Source organism: Halopseudomonas oceani, assembly GCF_002903165.1.
Taxonomy (GTDB): domain Bacteria; phylum Pseudomonadota; class Gammaproteobacteria; order Pseudomonadales; family Pseudomonadaceae; genus Halopseudomonas; species Halopseudomonas oceani.
Window position 1 is genome coordinate 1 of sequence record NZ_PPSK01000025.1, and the last position, 13595, is coordinate 13595.

At 63.2% G+C, this 13595-nt stretch carries 17 protein-coding genes; 8 read left to right on the top strand and 9 right to left on the bottom strand.

Features of this window, described 5'->3' with window-relative positions; genetic code table 11:
- Nucleotides 1-99 precede the first annotated feature (99 nt).
- Nucleotides 100-759, bottom strand: a complete 660-nt coding sequence (locus C1949_RS17385; protein WP_104739691.1) for a glutathione S-transferase family protein — start codon at nucleotides 757-759, stop codon at nucleotides 100-102.
- A gap of 168 nt (nucleotides 760-927) precedes the next feature.
- Here C1949_RS17385 and C1949_RS17390 point away from each other — a divergent pair, with 168 nt between their 5' ends.
- Nucleotides 928-1170 (top strand): TIGR02647 family protein, encoded by a 243-nt coding sequence (locus tag C1949_RS17390; protein WP_104739692.1) that lies wholly within the window; start codon nucleotides 928-930, stop codon nucleotides 1168-1170.
- Between the two features lie 8 nt (nucleotides 1171-1178).
- Nucleotides 1179-4019 carry a class I adenylate cyclase gene (locus tag C1949_RS17395; RefSeq protein WP_104739693.1) on the top strand — a complete coding sequence of 947 codons (2841 nt, stop codon included), beginning with the start codon at nucleotides 1179-1181 and terminating at the stop codon, nucleotides 4017-4019.
- Between the two features lie 5 nt (nucleotides 4020-4024).
- Here C1949_RS17395 and C1949_RS17400 read toward each other — a convergent pair whose 3' ends face one another.
- Entirely contained in the window at nucleotides 4025-4219 is a 195-nt protein-coding gene (locus C1949_RS17400) for a DUF1289 domain-containing protein (RefSeq protein WP_229744499.1), read from the bottom strand.
- Nucleotides 4216-4551 carry an iron donor protein CyaY gene (gene cyaY / locus C1949_RS17405; RefSeq protein ID WP_170063111.1) on the bottom strand — a complete coding sequence of 112 codons (336 nt, stop codon included), beginning with the start codon at nucleotides 4549-4551 and terminating at the stop codon, nucleotides 4216-4218. Before cyaY ends, C1949_RS17400 begins: the two co-directional genes overlap by 4 nt.
- 131 nt (nucleotides 4552-4682) lie before the next feature.
- Between cyaY and lptM the strand changes: the two genes are divergently transcribed.
- Genes lptM through C1949_RS17435 form a run of 6 tightly spaced genes read left to right on the top strand, consistent with a single transcriptional unit; the run spans nucleotide 4683 to nucleotide 9231 of the window.
- A complete protein-coding gene (gene lptM, locus C1949_RS17410; RefSeq protein ID WP_104739696.1) occupies nucleotides 4683-4823 on the top strand; it encodes an LPS translocon maturation chaperone LptM in 141 nt (46 codons plus the stop codon).
- Nucleotides 4824-4830: 7 nt separating this feature from the next.
- Nucleotides 4831-6084: a diaminopimelate decarboxylase gene (gene lysA / locus C1949_RS17415; protein ID WP_104739697.1), complete on the top strand. Its 1254-nt coding sequence runs from the start codon at nucleotides 4831-4833 to the stop codon at nucleotides 6082-6084.
- Nucleotide 6085: 1 nt separating this feature from the next.
- Nucleotides 6086-6916 (top strand): diaminopimelate epimerase, encoded by an 831-nt coding sequence (gene dapF, locus C1949_RS17420; RefSeq protein ID WP_104739698.1) that lies wholly within the window; start codon nucleotides 6086-6088, stop codon nucleotides 6914-6916.
- Entirely contained in the window at nucleotides 6913-7617 is a 705-nt protein-coding gene (locus C1949_RS17425; RefSeq protein ID WP_104739699.1) for a DUF484 family protein, read from the top strand. The genes dapF and C1949_RS17425 overlap by 4 nt, the downstream gene beginning before the upstream one ends.
- Nucleotides 7601-8524, top strand: coding sequence for a tyrosine recombinase XerC (gene xerC, locus C1949_RS17430; RefSeq protein WP_104739700.1), 924 nt, complete (start codon nucleotides 7601-7603; stop codon nucleotides 8522-8524). Before C1949_RS17425 ends, xerC begins: the two co-directional genes overlap by 17 nt.
- A complete protein-coding gene (locus C1949_RS17435; RefSeq protein WP_104739701.1) occupies nucleotides 8521-9231 on the top strand; it encodes an HAD family hydrolase in 711 nt (236 codons plus the stop codon). Before xerC ends, C1949_RS17435 begins: the two co-directional genes overlap by 4 nt.
- Nucleotides 9232-9249: 18 nt before the next feature.
- On the opposite strand, the gene C1949_RS17440 is transcribed toward C1949_RS17435, so the two are convergent.
- From C1949_RS17440 to C1949_RS17465, 6 genes are all read right to left on the bottom strand, one after another.
- Nucleotides 9250-9567 (bottom strand): hypothetical protein, encoded by a 318-nt coding sequence (locus C1949_RS17440; protein ID WP_104739702.1) that lies wholly within the window; start codon nucleotides 9565-9567, stop codon nucleotides 9250-9252.
- Between the two features lie 160 nt (nucleotides 9568-9727).
- Nucleotides 9728-10570 (bottom strand): ABC transporter ATP-binding protein, encoded by an 843-nt coding sequence (locus C1949_RS17445; RefSeq protein ID WP_104739703.1) that lies wholly within the window; start codon nucleotides 10568-10570, stop codon nucleotides 9728-9730.
- A 4-nt stretch (nucleotides 10571-10574) separates the two neighbouring features.
- The gene (locus tag C1949_RS17450; RefSeq protein ID WP_104739704.1) at nucleotides 10575-11417 is read right to left on the bottom strand and encodes an ABC transporter permease; all 843 of its coding nucleotides are present in this window, start codon (nucleotides 11415-11417) and stop codon (nucleotides 10575-10577) included.
- Entirely contained in the window at nucleotides 11414-12172 is a 759-nt protein-coding gene (locus C1949_RS17455; RefSeq protein WP_104739705.1) for a hypothetical protein, read from the bottom strand. The genes C1949_RS17450 and C1949_RS17455 overlap by 4 nt, the downstream gene beginning before the upstream one ends.
- Nucleotides 12169-12951 (bottom strand): N-acyl homoserine lactonase family protein, encoded by a 783-nt coding sequence (locus C1949_RS17460; protein ID WP_104739706.1) that lies wholly within the window; start codon nucleotides 12949-12951, stop codon nucleotides 12169-12171. Before C1949_RS17460 ends, C1949_RS17455 begins: the two co-directional genes overlap by 4 nt.
- Complete coding sequence (locus C1949_RS17465) at nucleotides 12948-13595, bottom strand: cysteine hydrolase family protein (RefSeq protein ID WP_104739707.1); 648 nt, start codon at nucleotides 13593-13595, stop codon at nucleotides 12948-12950. The genes C1949_RS17460 and C1949_RS17465 overlap by 4 nt, the downstream gene beginning before the upstream one ends.

Sequence of the window (13595 nt, forward strand, 5' to 3'; positions counted from 1 at the left end):
TCCCCTTGGCTCGCCGTGAAAGGCGAAAAGCGGATTCGACACCAGCACAATGCGGGAAACAGCTAACCGATATTCACCGCTCCGCAACCAACCGACCGCTTACTTACGAGCCCGAATCGCCGCCATAAACGCAGCCATCTCGGCATCGCGATCGGCAGCAACCTGCTGCACGTTGGGGTTCTGCGCCAGCAGTTCCAGCAACGCTGCGCCCTGCGGCAGCTCGGCCTTGAGGTCGAGATCAAACAGCTTCTGGGCAACGGTGCAGGCCAGGTCAAAGCTGTAGAGGAAAAACAGGTCGGCGATGGTCATCTCGCTGCCCGCCACATAGGGCGCGAAGCGAGCATGACGTGCCAGGGTGGCAACCCCGGCCAGCAATTCGCCTCGCGCCTTGTCCTTGATCGCCTGATCGACCTTGCCGCCAAAGAACACTTCCATAAAGCAGGAGCGCGCTGGCAACTCAATGTAGAGTTCGATTTCCTTGGTCAGGGCACGCACCACACCTCGCTCGTAGGGATCGCTCGGCAGCAGCGGCTTGCCACCCTGGGTTTCCTCAATGTATTCGAGGATGACATTGGTTTCGTTGAGAAAGCCCTTGTCGGTCTCCAGCACCGGCACCTTGCCGCGCGGGCTGATCGCCAGAAACTCCGGATCCTGACTGCCGTGCACGTGATTGATTTCGAACTCGACACCCTTTTCCAGCAGCGCCAACTTAGCCATGTTGAAGTAGTTGCTGGCCGCAAAGCCGTGTAGTCTGATCATCCTGTTGTTCTCCATTGTAGGGCGGATGGGGGAAGTGCCCGGCGACACCATGACGCGGTCTGTTTTGTAACCGCTCGGGCGATAATTCACCAGTGTCATCAGGCATCTGAATGCGCCGCCAACGACACCCGGCTAGACTGATTGCAAACCCGAAAAGAGGCTCTCGCAATGCTGACACCCGACGAAATCATCGAAATCAACCTGCTCAGCCAGTTCAACCTGTCCAACTCGCAGGAAGGACTCAAGATTCACAGCCACGATGCCGAGCCAGCAACAGTAGCAGCTGCTGAACGGCTGTTCAGCAAAGGCCTGATTACCCGGAACGATGGAGGCTATCTCACCAGCCTCGGCTTGGACGCAGCCGAGCACAGCCAAACACTGCTGACCATATTGCGTACTGCGGAGTCCTGACCAGCCACATGCAGTCCCACGGCGAGATCCAGCCACGCATCGAAGAGGGAATCGATCGAAAGGCATTGAATACCCTGCGCAAGCGCTTCATGGCCGTCAACGCCACGCGCCTGCGCCGGGTTCTGCAGACACTGCCAACCCGGCAATACAATGTTCTGCAGTTGGTCCCGCTGCTGTTCGACGTCAATTATCCGCTACTACCGGGCTTTGTCTCCCGGGAAACACCCTGCGGACTGGCCAGTTTCGAACCGGAAACCGCCAGTCTGCAAATCGCCCAGAATCTGACCCGCAGCTTCCAGTACCGTCGCCATCCCGCTGGCTTCACGCCGCAGATTCAGGCCCTGTACCTGATGGGCAGCGGTGGCACCATCGGCCAATCCGACCAGAGCGACCTGGACATCTGGGTCTGTCACACCCCGGACCTCTCCGCCACCCAGCGCGACGAGCTGAGCCGCAAGTGCCAGGCGATCAGCGACTGGGCCGCCAGCCAGAACTGCGAAGCCCACTTCCACCTGGTCGACCCCATCAGCTTCGCTCAGGGAGCGCGCGACAACGCGCTCGGCATCGAGGACTGCGGCAGCACCCAGCACTACCTGCTGCTGGATGAGTTTTACCGTACTGCCATTCTGCTCGGCGGCCGCTTCCCGCTCTGGTGGCTGGTACCGGTGTACGAGGAAGCGCGCTACGCCCACTACACCGAACAACTGATCACCAAACGGTTCATCAGGACCGCCGACAGTCTGGACTTCGGCCACGTCGCCAACATCCCCGCCGGCGAGTTTGTCGGCGCGGGCCTGTGGCAACTGTTCAAGGGTATCGACTCACCCTATAAATCGGTGCTGAAACTGCTGCTGACTGAGGTCTACTCCAGCGAGCACCCACAGGTCCGCTGCCTCAGCCTGGATTTCAAGCAGGCCATCTTTGCCGGTCAGCTCGATGAAGACGAACTGGACCCGTACGTCATGCTCTACCGTCGACTCGAGCGCTACCTGCTTGAGCGCGGCGAGTCCGAGCGTCTGGAACTGGTCCGACGCTGCCTCTACATCAAGGCCAATGTGCGCCTCAGCCGACGCAGCGGCATGATGGACTGGAAACGCAATATCATGGAAAAGCTGGTGCGCGAGTGGCACTGGGGGCCGCGTCAGCTGCAACAGATGGACGATCGCACCCAATGGCGCATTCGCGAGGTCAGCGCCGAGCGGCGCCAACTGGTCAATGAGCTGACCCACAGCTATCGATTACTGTCCCAGTTCGGCCGCAGTCAGGACGTGATCAACCAAGTCAGTGCCCGCGACCTGTCACTGCTGGGCCGTCGCCTGTACGCCGCCTTCGAGCGCAAGGCGGGCAAGATCGAATTCATCAATCCGGGCATAAGCCCGGACCTCAGCGAGCCGGTACTGACCATTACCCAGAGCCTGTCGGCTGACGAAGGGGAGCCCTACTGGAGCCTCTACCGCGGCACGCTGAATGCGCAGGAGCTGGCCGATCATCTGCCACTGAAGCGCTCGCGTCAGCTACTTGAGCTGCTGGCCTGGGGGCAGCGCAACGGCGTCATCGACGCCGCCACCCGCTTCGCCCTGCACCCGGGCGACAGTGCCCTAACCGAGTACGAACTCAACAGCCTGGTGCACTGTCTGCGCCAGCAGTTTCCGCTGCCGCTGCCGGCGCTGACCGAAACCGCACTATCGCGCGCCAGCGAGCCCTGCAAGGTGCTGCTGCTGGTCAACATCGGCCTCGATCCGCTACCCGGCAACAGCCAGAAAAACCTGCACCTGATCAGCAGCCACACCGACGCGCTGGGCTACTCGGGCATGCGCGACAACCTGATTCTGAGCATCGATCAGATCACCCTGAACAGCTGGAACGAACTGCTGGTGCACCAGTACAGCGGCGAGGAAGCCTGCATGCAGGCCCTGCAGGATTACCTCACCAGCGGCCGCGAACACCAGCGCCTGCCGGAACTGGAGGTGCGCTGTTTCTGCCGCAACCGCGCCAGCGCCATCGCCGAGCGGGTCGAGCAGCTGTTTCGCGACGCCTCGGCTCACCTGCTGTCCAGCCCGCCAGAGCGCTTCTTGCTGCAGCTGCAGAACAGCTATCGCGCTCTGGAATGGCAGGACGAACAGATCAGCATGCAGACACTCGCCGACCGCGATCAACTGCTGCGCTACCTCGGCAAACCACAGCCGCGCTACAGCAAGCTGGCACTCGACAACTACGCACTGCAGGGCCAAGATCTGGCGCTGATCCTGCCGCAGGACCAACCCGGCCGAATCCAGCTGTTCTATCGTCTGAAGCCCCAGTGGCAGGCAGAAATCAGCCTGCTGGATGAACGCGGCGCCCTGTGGAGCACGCGGCAAAGCTACCGCGATGAGCAAACGCTGTTGCTGCCCCTGTTGCGCTTTCTGCAGAGCATCCGCTTGCGCCGCCAGGCCAATCAGCCGCTGGACAGCAGCGTCAATGAGGATGACCTGCTGGTCTACGCGATTCTGCCAGCACTCGACGGGAACCCACTGCGTATCGAGCAACGGCCATTACCGCGCGGCGGGATGGACCCCGACATCTACGCGGTGCAGGCCATCGCCGAACCCGGTGGACGCCGCGGTCCACGGGTTACCATCTTCTGTGATCACCGCGAATTTTCCGAACTGGAGTATGGCGAGCGGCTGTTCAGGGAGGTGGCGCAGCACATCCTCAGCCGCCGCCGCAACCGCGAGGCCTATCCCTGCTACATCACCGACCTGGACCTCTCCGCCGTCGACCCAGGTGGACGCATGCAAACGGTGCAGTACCTGCGCTATCGGCAGCAGCTGGAAACAGCACTGAACAACGCCATGCAAGCGCTCAGCTGAAGCAGTCAGCGCGCCGTATAGGCAATATTGCGCTCGATCCGGCGCTGCCGGGCAGCGTCGATGATCTCGCACTGACGGCTGTCTGACGCCTTGCCCCACTCCAGAATTTCATCGAGCAACCGACCGCAGCCCATGCACAGATCCCCATCCAGGCAACACTTGCGCACACAGGGCGAAGGCTGACGACCGCGGTCGCTCACAACGACTCCGCGTCAATATCCAATTCGACTTCTTCGCCGCTGATGTCTTCCAGTATCGCGGCCAGCACCTCGCCCAGCGTGCCTTCGCCGCTGTCATGCAGCCAGCCACGCTCGGGATCGAAGTTGAAGTGCAGAGTGCGGTCCGGGGTCGCCAGCCAGAGTTCGCGGGACGCCGGCTGACGACCGACCACCAGCCGCTGACCCTCCGGCAGAATCAGTACCAGCGAGCCGTCGATGTGCTCCATTTCCAGATCCAGATCACCGCCGTCGAGTGCATGCTCGATCAGGTCCTGCACCTGATCAACGGCCTGGTGAAATGTCGCTTCGCTCATGTCCTGCATTGTCTTTCTCTCGTCTGGCTCAGGCGTCTGTGCGCCGTTTTCCGCCCACCGGGCCGCTGGCTGATGCGCCGGACCGGGTGGCTGGGTATACTGCTGGGTATTCTACCTGTAAGGATTTCAACATGAAGCCATTAGCTGCGGCCCTGTTTACGTTGCTGGTTCTCACCGGTTGCGGTCAGAAAGGCCCTCTCTATCTGCCCGAGGACACTGGCGCCAGCTCTGCGGCGCACACCGAGACCACCGAGCAATCGACCGAGAAGTGATGCACCCATGACCGCGTTTGAATACCGCAACGGCGAACTCTACGCCGAAGGCGTCGCCCTGTCCGCTATTGCCGCGCAATACGACACTCCCTGTTTTGTTTACTCGCGTGCGGCCATCGAACAGGCCTATGGCGCCTGGGACAGTGCGCTGGACGGCATCCCCCATCTGGTCTGCTTCGCAGTCAAGGCCAACTCCAACCTCGGCGTGCTGAACCTGCTGGCCCGCCGCGGCGCCGGTTTCGATATCGTCTCCGGCGGTGAGCTGGAGCGTGTGCTGGCGGCCGGTGGCGAACCGTCGCGCATCGTCTTCTCCGGGCTGGGCAAAACTGCAGCCGAAATGCGCCGAGCACTGGAAGTGGGCATTCACTGCTTCAACGTCGAATCGGCCGCCGAGCTGGAACGTCTGCAGCAGGTCGCTGCGGAGCTGAACGTCAAGGCCCCGATCTCGCTGCGGGTCAACCCGGATGTGGACGCCAAGACCCACCCGTATATCTCGACCGGTCTGAAAGAAAACAAGTTCGGTATCGACATCGCCCAGGCACTGGCCGTCTACCGCCGCGCCGCCGAGCTGAGCCACATCGACATCTGCGGTGTCGACTGCCATATCGGTTCGCAGCTGACCGACGACACGCCGTTTATCGACGCCCTGCAGCGCCTGCTGCAACTGATCGACAGTCTGGCTGCCGAAGGCATCACCATTCGCCACCTAGACCTGGGCGGCGGGCTGGGTGTGACCTACCGTGACGAAGTACCGCCGAGCCCCGGTGCCTACCTAGCCAAGGTGCGCGAAGCGCTGGCCGATCGTGACCTGACGCTGCTGGTCGAACCCGGCCGCTCCATTGTCGCCAACGCCGGCGTGCTGCTGACCCGCGTCAACCTGCTGAAGCCGACCGAGCACAAGAACTTCGCCATTATCGATAGCGCCATGAACGATCTGATCCGCCCGGCCCTGTACAGCGCCTGGATGGGCATCGACCCGGTCAAGCCACGCAGCGACGTTGCCGTGCAAACCTGGGATCTGGTCGGCCCGATCTGCGAGACCGGCGACTTCCTCGGCAAGGACCGTGAACTGGCGCTGGCCGAAGGCGATCTGCTGGTCGTGCGTTCGGCCGGTGCCTACGGTTTTGTCATGAGCTCAAACTACAACACCCGTCCGCGCGCGGCTGAAGTGCTGGTCGACGGAGAAGTCACCCATCTGGTCCGTCGCCGCGAAACCGTCAGCGAACTGCTGGCGGGCGAATCCCTGCTGCCCGAGGCCTGAGATGCTGCTGCGATTCACCAAGATGCACGGGCTGGGCAACGACTTCATGGTCATCGACCTGGTCACCCAGCACGCCCAGCTGTCAGCAAAGCAGATTCGCCAGTGGGGCGACCGCCATACCGGCGTCGGCTTTGACCAGTTGCTGCTGGTCGAGCCGCCGAGTACACCCGATGCCGACTTCCGCTACCGCATCTTCAATGCTGACGGCAGCGAAGTCGAACAGTGCGGCAACGGCGCGCGCTGCTTTGCCCGCTTCGTGCAGGACAAGCGCCTGACGGCCAAAAAGACCATCCATGTGGAAACCGCTGGTGGTCCGATCATCCTCAAGGTGAACCGCGACAAGCAGATCACCGTCGACATGGGCGCACCGCGCTTTATCCCGGCGGAGATTCCTTTCGAGGCTGACGCAGAGGCCTGCGAGTATCGCCTTGAGGTTGGTGGTGAAACCCTGCAGGTCGCTGCGGTCTCCATGGGCAACCCACATTGCGTTACCCTCGTGTCGGACGTACGCGACGGCACGCTGGAGCGCCTCGGCGCCCTGATCGAGGCCCACCCGCGCTTCCCGCGCAAGGTCAACGCTGGCTTTATGCAGGTGGTTGACCGCCAGCACGCACGCTTGCGGGTGTACGAGCGCGGGGTCGGTGAAACCCAGGCTTGCGGCACCGGCGCCTGCGCTGCTGCCGTTGCCGGCATCCGCCTCGGCCTGCTCGACTCGCCAGTGCAGATCGACCTGCCCGGCGGCCGCCTGCAGATCGAGTGGGCAGGCCCCGGCCAACCGGTGCTGATGACCGGCCCCGCCACCCGAGTTTACGAGGGACAGATCCGCGTATGAGCGAACAGCAAACACCGCAACCGGAACAGCTCGACGCCGAGCAGGTCACCGACTTCCTGCGTCGCCACCCGGCCTTCTTCGTCGAGCATGACGAGCTGCTGGCCGACCTGATCATTCCCCATGCAGCAGGCCAAGCGGTGTCGCTGGTGGAGCGTCAGGTCAAACTGCTGCGCGAGCGCAACATCGACGTGCGTCATCGGCTCAACCAGTTGATGGACACCGCCCGCGAGAACGACCGACTGTTCGACAAGAGCCGTCGACTGATTCTCGGCATGCTGGAAGCGCAGAGTCTGGATCAGGTGATTGCCACGCTGGAGGACAGCCTGCGCACCGACTTTCAGGTGCCCTACGTCAGCCTGATCCTGTTTACCGAGGCCGATCGCTACAGCAACGCCCACTGCGTCACCCATGCCGCCGCCAAAGAAGCCATCGGCCACCTGCTGGACAGTGACAAACCGCTGGCCGGCGCGCTGCGTCCGGCAGAGCTGAGTTTCCTGTTCGCCGAGTCCGGCGAAAAGGTGGCCTCCACTGCGCTGGCACCCATCCGCTATCAGGGCCTGCATGGCGTGCTGGCCCTCGGCAGCGAAGACGCCCAGCAGTACCGCAGCGCTACCGGCACCCTGTTCCTTGGCTACGTCGCCGACGCGCTCGCCCGCGTGCTGTTGCGCCAACGCCCGCTGGCCGATGAAAACCACGCCTGAACAGGCCGGCATCGCCGACCCTGACATCAGCGCGTTTCTCGATCACCTGCGCGTGGAGCGCAGGCTGTCACCGCGAACACTGGAAGCCTACCGCCACGACCTGCTCAGTCTTGAGCAGCATCGTTGTGAGCGCGGGCTGCCCGGCTGGGACCAGCTGGACACCCAACACCTGCGGCAGTTCATCGCCAGCCAGCATCAGCACGGGCTGGCGCCACGCAGCCTGCAGCGCCTGCTCAGTGCCATTCGCAGCTTTTACCGTTTTCTCCAACGCGAAGGCCGCAGCCGCCAGAACCCGGCGCAGGATCTGCGCGCGCCCAAGGCGCCGCGCACCCTGCCGCGCACCCTCGACGCCGACCTGACCGCACAGCTGCTCGACAACAACGGCGAAGACGACTGGCTAGGGCGCCGCGACCAAGCCATGCTCGAGCTATTCTACTCATCGGGTCTGCGGCTGTCGGAACTGGCCGGTCTGGATATGACCGACCTCGACCTGCCGCAAGGCGAGGTGCGGGTCACCGGCAAGGGCAACAAGACCCGTGTGCTGCCGGTTGGCCGCATGGCGCGACGCGCCCTGCAGGACTGGTTCAGCGTGCGTCCGGCAGGCGAAGGAGCGCAGCAACCGGTGTTTGTCAGCCAACGCGGCAGCGCTCTGACCCCGCGCGCTATTCAACTGCGCTTGCGCCGTCACGGCATCGAGCGCATCGGCCAGCACCTGCACCCGCACATGCTGCGCCACTCCTTCGCCAGTCACATGCTCGAATCCTCCGGTGACCTGCGTGCGGTGCAGGAGCTGCTCGGCCATGCCGACATCAGCACCACCCAGATCTATACCCATCTTGATTTTCAACACCTGGCACAGGTGTATGATCAGGCCCATCCCAGAGCCAAACGCAAGGCAGACAAATGATTCAACTGGTGACCTTTGACCTCGACAACACCCTGTGGGAAACCGAATCGGTCGTCGCCAACGCCGAACGGATACTGGCTGAGTGGCTGTCCCGGCACGCGCCGGAGTACACCGCCGCGTGGGACAAGGACGCGCGCAAGGCACTGCTGACAGAGGTACTCGAAGGCGACCCCGAACTGCGTCATCGGGTGACCCCATTGCGCATTGCGGTGCTGGAGCTGGGCCTGCGCAAGGCCGGTTACCCGGCCGACGAGGCCCGTCGTCTGGCGCTGGCCGGGTTCGAGGTGTTCATCGACGCACGCCACCGGCTGGAGTACTTCCCCCATACCGAGCTGGTGCTCGAACTGCTGTCGCGCCAGTACCAGCTGGCGTGTATTTCCAACGGCAACGCTGACGTGCGCCGGCTTGGGCTAGATCGTTACTTCAGCATTATTATCTCGGCCGACGAAGTGGGCCTGAGCAAGCCGCACCCAGCCCCCTTCCTCACTGCACTCGAGCGCGCCGGCGTCGAGCCGCAGCAAGCGGTCCATATTGGCGATCATCCGGGTGATGACATCCAGGGGGCACTAGATGTGGGTATGCATACCCTGTGGTTCAACCCACAGGGTAGTGCCTGGGCAGGCCAACAACGGGCCCACGGCGAAGTGCGCTGCCTGAGCGAAATCCCGCCCTGGCTCAACCGCTACCAGCGCTACGCCAAACGCTGAGCGGTCGGTACGGCAGCGTCAGATAGGACGGCTGCCGTACTTGCTCTCCGGCTTTCTCGGCGGATCAGAGACAACGTTGTCGTCAATCTGCTGGACCTTGCCGCCTCGGGCCATGAATTCTTCGATCTGGCGGGCCAGCATCTCGCGCTCACGCTCCTTGGCTTCGATCGATGCGCCTTCCAGATCCTCCGCGGTGGCAGCCGCCTTCTTGCGCGACTTGCCAGTGGAGACCGGTTTGCCGTCGTCACCATCATCGCTGTCGCCTACCACATCGTCCTGATCGTCGACCTCGGAGTCGTCCATACCGTCCAGATCGTCGTCCAGATCATCACTCATGCCTGAATCCTCACAGTGGAAAACAGGCTATATATAGTTCATCGAGGGGATTTGGCTAGTCCTGCAAAGAAATTTTTCGTCTCCAGCCCCTGCTGTAGAGGGGCCACGGGAGTTCGGCGCAAGCTCACTGCCGGTCAAGCCGGAGATTGCCCTTCAAACGCTAAAGCACGGCTCCCTCGCTGAGGCGCGCCAACTGATCCAGATCGGTCTGCACCCCGGAGGTTTCCCGAATGCGGGTCAGGATCTCGCGCTTGAGGGCGATAAATTCCGGCTCCAGCTTCATGTCCTGATGCCGCACCTTGGGCAGCGGCACCTCGTAGACGCTGTCGATGCGGCCCGGACGCGGCGCCATCAGCACGATGCGGGTGCCCAGATAGATCGCCTCCTCCACATCGTGGGTGACGAACAGGATGGTGCTCTTTTCCAGCCGATGCACATGCAGAATCAGGTCGTGCATCACCTCCCGGGTCTGCGCATCGAGCGCGCCAAAGGGCTCGTCCATCAGCAAAAAGTCCGGCCGCGGCATCAACGCACGGGCAATCGCCACCCGCTGCTGCATGCCGCCGGACAGCTGACTGGGATAGGCCCCGGCAAAGCTTTTCAGCCCCATCAGGTTTAACAGCGCATCAGCCCGACCACTGGCCGCTTCAACGTCGGACTGGCTGTGCACCGAGTCGGCGATGACCTTGAGCTGGCGGCAGAACTTGATGTTCTCGGTGACCGTCAGCCACGGGTAGAGGCTGTAGTGCTGGAAGACCATGGCGCGGTCCACACCGGGGCCGTCGACCGGCTCGCCACGCAGCAGGATGTCACCGCTGCTGTGGGTTTCCAGCCCGGCCATGATGCGCAGCAGGGTCGACTTGCCGCAGCCGGAGGCACCGACAAAGGTGATGAACTCGTTCGGCTGCACTTCGAGGTTGACGTCGCGCAGCGCCTCAATGGTTTGGTTGCGGGCTTCGAATTGCTTGCCCAGGTTGCGAATGCTGATACAGGACTGGTCCATGGGCTTACCTCTTCTGCCAGTGGAAGGCGCGACGGCCGAGCCAGCGGAACGCCTGGTCGGTCAGCAGACCGATCAGGCCGATCAGCAGGATGCCGGCGAAAATCTTGTCGGTGTGCATGTAGCGCTGGGCGCGCAGGATGGCGTAACCAAGCCCCGAGTTGGAGGCCACCAGCTCAGCGACCACCAGATAGGTCCAGGCCCAGCCACAGGTGATGCGCAGGGTATCGAGCAACGCCGGTCGGGCCGACGGCAGCACCACCAGGCGGATGACCTCGCTGCGCGAGGCGCCCATGGTCTGCGCCGCTTCAATCTGCGCCATCGGCACCCGGCGAATATCTTCTGCAGCCATCAGCACCATCTGGAAGAAGGTACCGATGAAGATGATGAGGATCTTCGAGCCCTCGCCGATCCCGACCCAGAGCATCACCAGCGGAATAAAGGCGACCGCCGGCATGTAGCGGATAAAGTCGATCAGCGGTTCCAGCGTCGCCTGCACCGGTTTGTAGGTGCCCAGATACAGACCGAGCGGCAGCGCTATCATCGCCGAAATCAGAAACCCGGCCATGACCCGGTAAACGCTGATCCAGATGTCATCCCACAGCCCGTCTTCCTGCCACCAGCTGACAACCCGCTCCAGCACTGCGCCAGGGCCAGGCATGAACAGCGGGTCATTCAGCCCGAGTGCGCTATACAGCCACCAGATGAAAAAGGGCGCGGCCAGGCCGAACGCCGTCAGCAGGGCACTGGTGCGTGGCGACAGGCCGCCGCGCACGACCCACCAGCGCGAGCGGGGTTTGTGCTTGACCGCGACAGCGGGGGTATCAGGTACAGGGGCTGGTGCGTTCATACCAGTGTCTCCTTGGGCAGATCCTGCAGACGAGGTACCGGCGCTTGGCGCCAGCCGTTCTCAGGAGGATGAATACCGAGCCAGGCAGCCGGCAACGCTTCCCAGCGTGCCGGATCGACGGGTGCGGAAAACAGGCCGCCGGTGGCGGCGGGCAAGGTGCTGAACAAAATTTGCCAGGGCCGCTCGCCGCCCTGGATTCGGCCAAAGGTCAGCTCGCAACCGAGCAGATGTTCAGCGCTGCGTGCACAGTCGTGTTGCAGGTGCTCCCGCAGCGAGCGGCAGCGGCCGAGGCGCACAGGGCGGTCAGCAGCGAACATAAAGTAATCACCGGCGCGCAGCAGGCAGGCCTGACGACCGGAGCCGTCGGCGCTCTGCAGCCAGAGCTCGGCGACCGGGCCGCGCGAGTCCGGCAAACGTCGCCAGATTTCCAGATAGCTGTCGTCCAGTGCGGTCTCGTGCACCTCATCACTGCTGACGAACTGCATGTTGCCAATGTCAGTGCCGCTGTCCGGATGGAAATCGATGATGCGGTGCCACTGGCAACGGCCAAGAGTGGCCTCGGTCAGGCCGGCAAAGCCCGCCTGGGCAGCGCGTTCGAACGGCAATTTCGGCGTCGGATCGGGAATCCGCAAATCCGCATGCAGATGCGTACTCTGCAGCCAGAACACCCGGGTTGTGGTGTCCTCGGTGCCGTCGGATAGACGCAGCAGCGTGCGCTGCCAGACGCCGTGATAAGCCTCGGGAACCGCTTTCATGCGTGATACTCCGGGAAGCGTTTGAGGGTACGCCAGAACGCCATGTCGTGGTTGGGCCACAGCTCGGCGCCGGTCTCACCGGCGATGCGTTTCAGCTTGCGAATGCTGTCCAGCGCCATGTCCTCGCGGTCGCGCCAGCACAGACCCGGCGCGATCTCATCATCGAGGTTTTCAGTCAAGTCGGCGGCATCACCAGTGAGGATCACCGGCGCACCGGTCGGCAGTTCGATCATCAGCGACATGTGCCCGGCGGTGTGGCCCGGCGTGTTGATCGCCCGCAGGCCGGGCAGCAAATCGTACTCATCCTGCTGCAGGCGCCAGCGCACATTGCCGGCAAAGTCATCGGCAAAGTAGGCGTTGTCGGCCGGCTCACGGGCGGCGTGCAACTCGTCTTCGTGGACATGCACTTCGGCGCCGCAGACGTCGCACAGGCCACCGGCGTGATCAAAGTGCAGGTGGCTGAGAAACACCATGTCGATGTCCTTGCAGGTCAGCCCGAGTTTCGCCAGATGGGCTTCGAGGCGTTGCTCTTCGCTCATCTGCGGCGGCCCCATGGGAAACTCCACCGGGTCGTACCAGCGGGCGCGTAGCGCAGGATCGCTCAGCTTGTTGTAGTCACAGCCGACGTCGAACAGCACCCGGCCCTGCTTGGTCTCGATCAAAAAGGCCAGAATCGGCGCCTCGATCTGTACGCCGTGGCCACGGCCGCGGGTCGAAATCGACTTGTCGTAATGGTGAGTGGCGGTCAGCAGCGGCCAGAGTTTCTGTACCTGAGTCATGCCGCCTCCCGCAGCGCGCTGAGCAGCACGGCGCTGTCACAGGTCTCGCCGAAGATGCCGCCCTCGACATTGATCATCGCCAGCGCGGCGGCGTGCAGCTCGGGATGCGCAGACGCGCAGGCGTCGCTGACGGTCAGGCAGTTGAAGCCGCGGTCGATAGCGCTGCGCAGGGTCGAGCTGACGCAGACCTCGGTGGTCACGCCGGTGATGATCAGCGTGTTGATGCCGCGACTCCGCAGGATCAGTTCCAGATCGGTGGCGGCAAAGGCGCAGTAACCGGGCTTGTCGATCACCGGCTCACCGACCTGAGGTTGCAACTCGTCGATCAGGTCATGGCCGTACTCGCCACGCACCAGCAGCCGACCGAGCGGGCCTGCTGCGCCAATCGGTGCGCCGCTGCGCTCGGCACGGATGCGTTTCCAGTCGGGCAGGTCGGACAAATCCGGGCGGTGCCCTTCGCGGGTATGTACCACCAGCATGCCGCTGGCCCGTGCCGCTGCAAGCAGGCGCTGCTGAGCCGGAATCGGCGCACGCAGGCAGGCGATATCCAGCCCGGCCTGATCGGCGTAGCCGCCGGGGGCGCAGAAGTCACGCTGCATATCGATCAGCAGCAGCACAGTGCGTGATGGCAACAGCGGCAGCAT

Excerpts from the sequence above, each read along its gene's own strand:
- cyaY (WP_170063111.1), bottom strand. The coding sequence starts at position 4,551 with ATGAGCGAAGCGACATTTCACCAGGCCGTTGATCAGGTGCAGGACCTG.
- lptM (WP_104739696.1), top strand. The coding sequence starts at position 4,683 with ATGAAGCCATTAGCTGCGGCCCTGTTTACGTTGCTGGTTCTCACCGGT.
- C1949_RS17445 (WP_104739703.1), bottom strand. The coding sequence starts at position 10,570 with ATGGACCAGTCCTGTATCAGCATTCGCAACCTGGGCAAGCAATTCGAA.
- C1949_RS17385 (WP_104739691.1), bottom strand. The coding sequence starts at position 759 with ATGATCAGACTACACGGCTTTGCGGCCAGCAACTACTTCAACATGGCT.
- C1949_RS17390 (WP_104739692.1), top strand. The coding sequence starts at position 928 with ATGCTGACACCCGACGAAATCATCGAAATCAACCTGCTCAGCCAGTTC.
- xerC (WP_104739700.1), top strand. The coding sequence starts at position 7,601 with ATGAAAACCACGCCTGAACAGGCCGGCATCGCCGACCCTGACATCAGC.
- C1949_RS17455 (WP_104739705.1), bottom strand. The coding sequence starts at position 12,172 with ATGAAAGCGGTTCCCGAGGCTTATCACGGCGTCTGGCAGCGCACGCTG.
- C1949_RS17435 (WP_104739701.1), top strand. The coding sequence starts at position 8,521 with ATGATTCAACTGGTGACCTTTGACCTCGACAACACCCTGTGGGAAACC.
- C1949_RS17465 (WP_104739707.1), bottom strand. The coding sequence starts at position 13,595 with ATGCTGCCGCTGTTGCCATCACGCACTGTGCTGCTGCTGATCGATATG.
- lysA (WP_104739697.1), top strand. The coding sequence starts at position 4,831 with ATGACCGCGTTTGAATACCGCAACGGCGAACTCTACGCCGAAGGCGTC.
- C1949_RS17450 (WP_104739704.1), bottom strand. The coding sequence starts at position 11,417 with ATGAACGCACCAGCCCCTGTACCTGATACCCCCGCTGTCGCGGTCAAG.
- C1949_RS17395 (WP_104739693.1), top strand. The coding sequence starts at position 1,179 with ATGCAGTCCCACGGCGAGATCCAGCCACGCATCGAAGAGGGAATCGAT.
- dapF (WP_104739698.1), top strand. The coding sequence starts at position 6,086 with ATGCTGCTGCGATTCACCAAGATGCACGGGCTGGGCAACGACTTCATG.
- C1949_RS17460 (WP_104739706.1), bottom strand. The coding sequence starts at position 12,951 with ATGACTCAGGTACAGAAACTCTGGCCGCTGCTGACCGCCACTCACCAT.
- C1949_RS17440 (WP_104739702.1), bottom strand. The coding sequence starts at position 9,567 with ATGAGTGATGATCTGGACGACGATCTGGACGGTATGGACGACTCCGAG.
- C1949_RS17425 (WP_104739699.1), top strand. The coding sequence starts at position 6,913 with ATGAGCGAACAGCAAACACCGCAACCGGAACAGCTCGACGCCGAGCAG.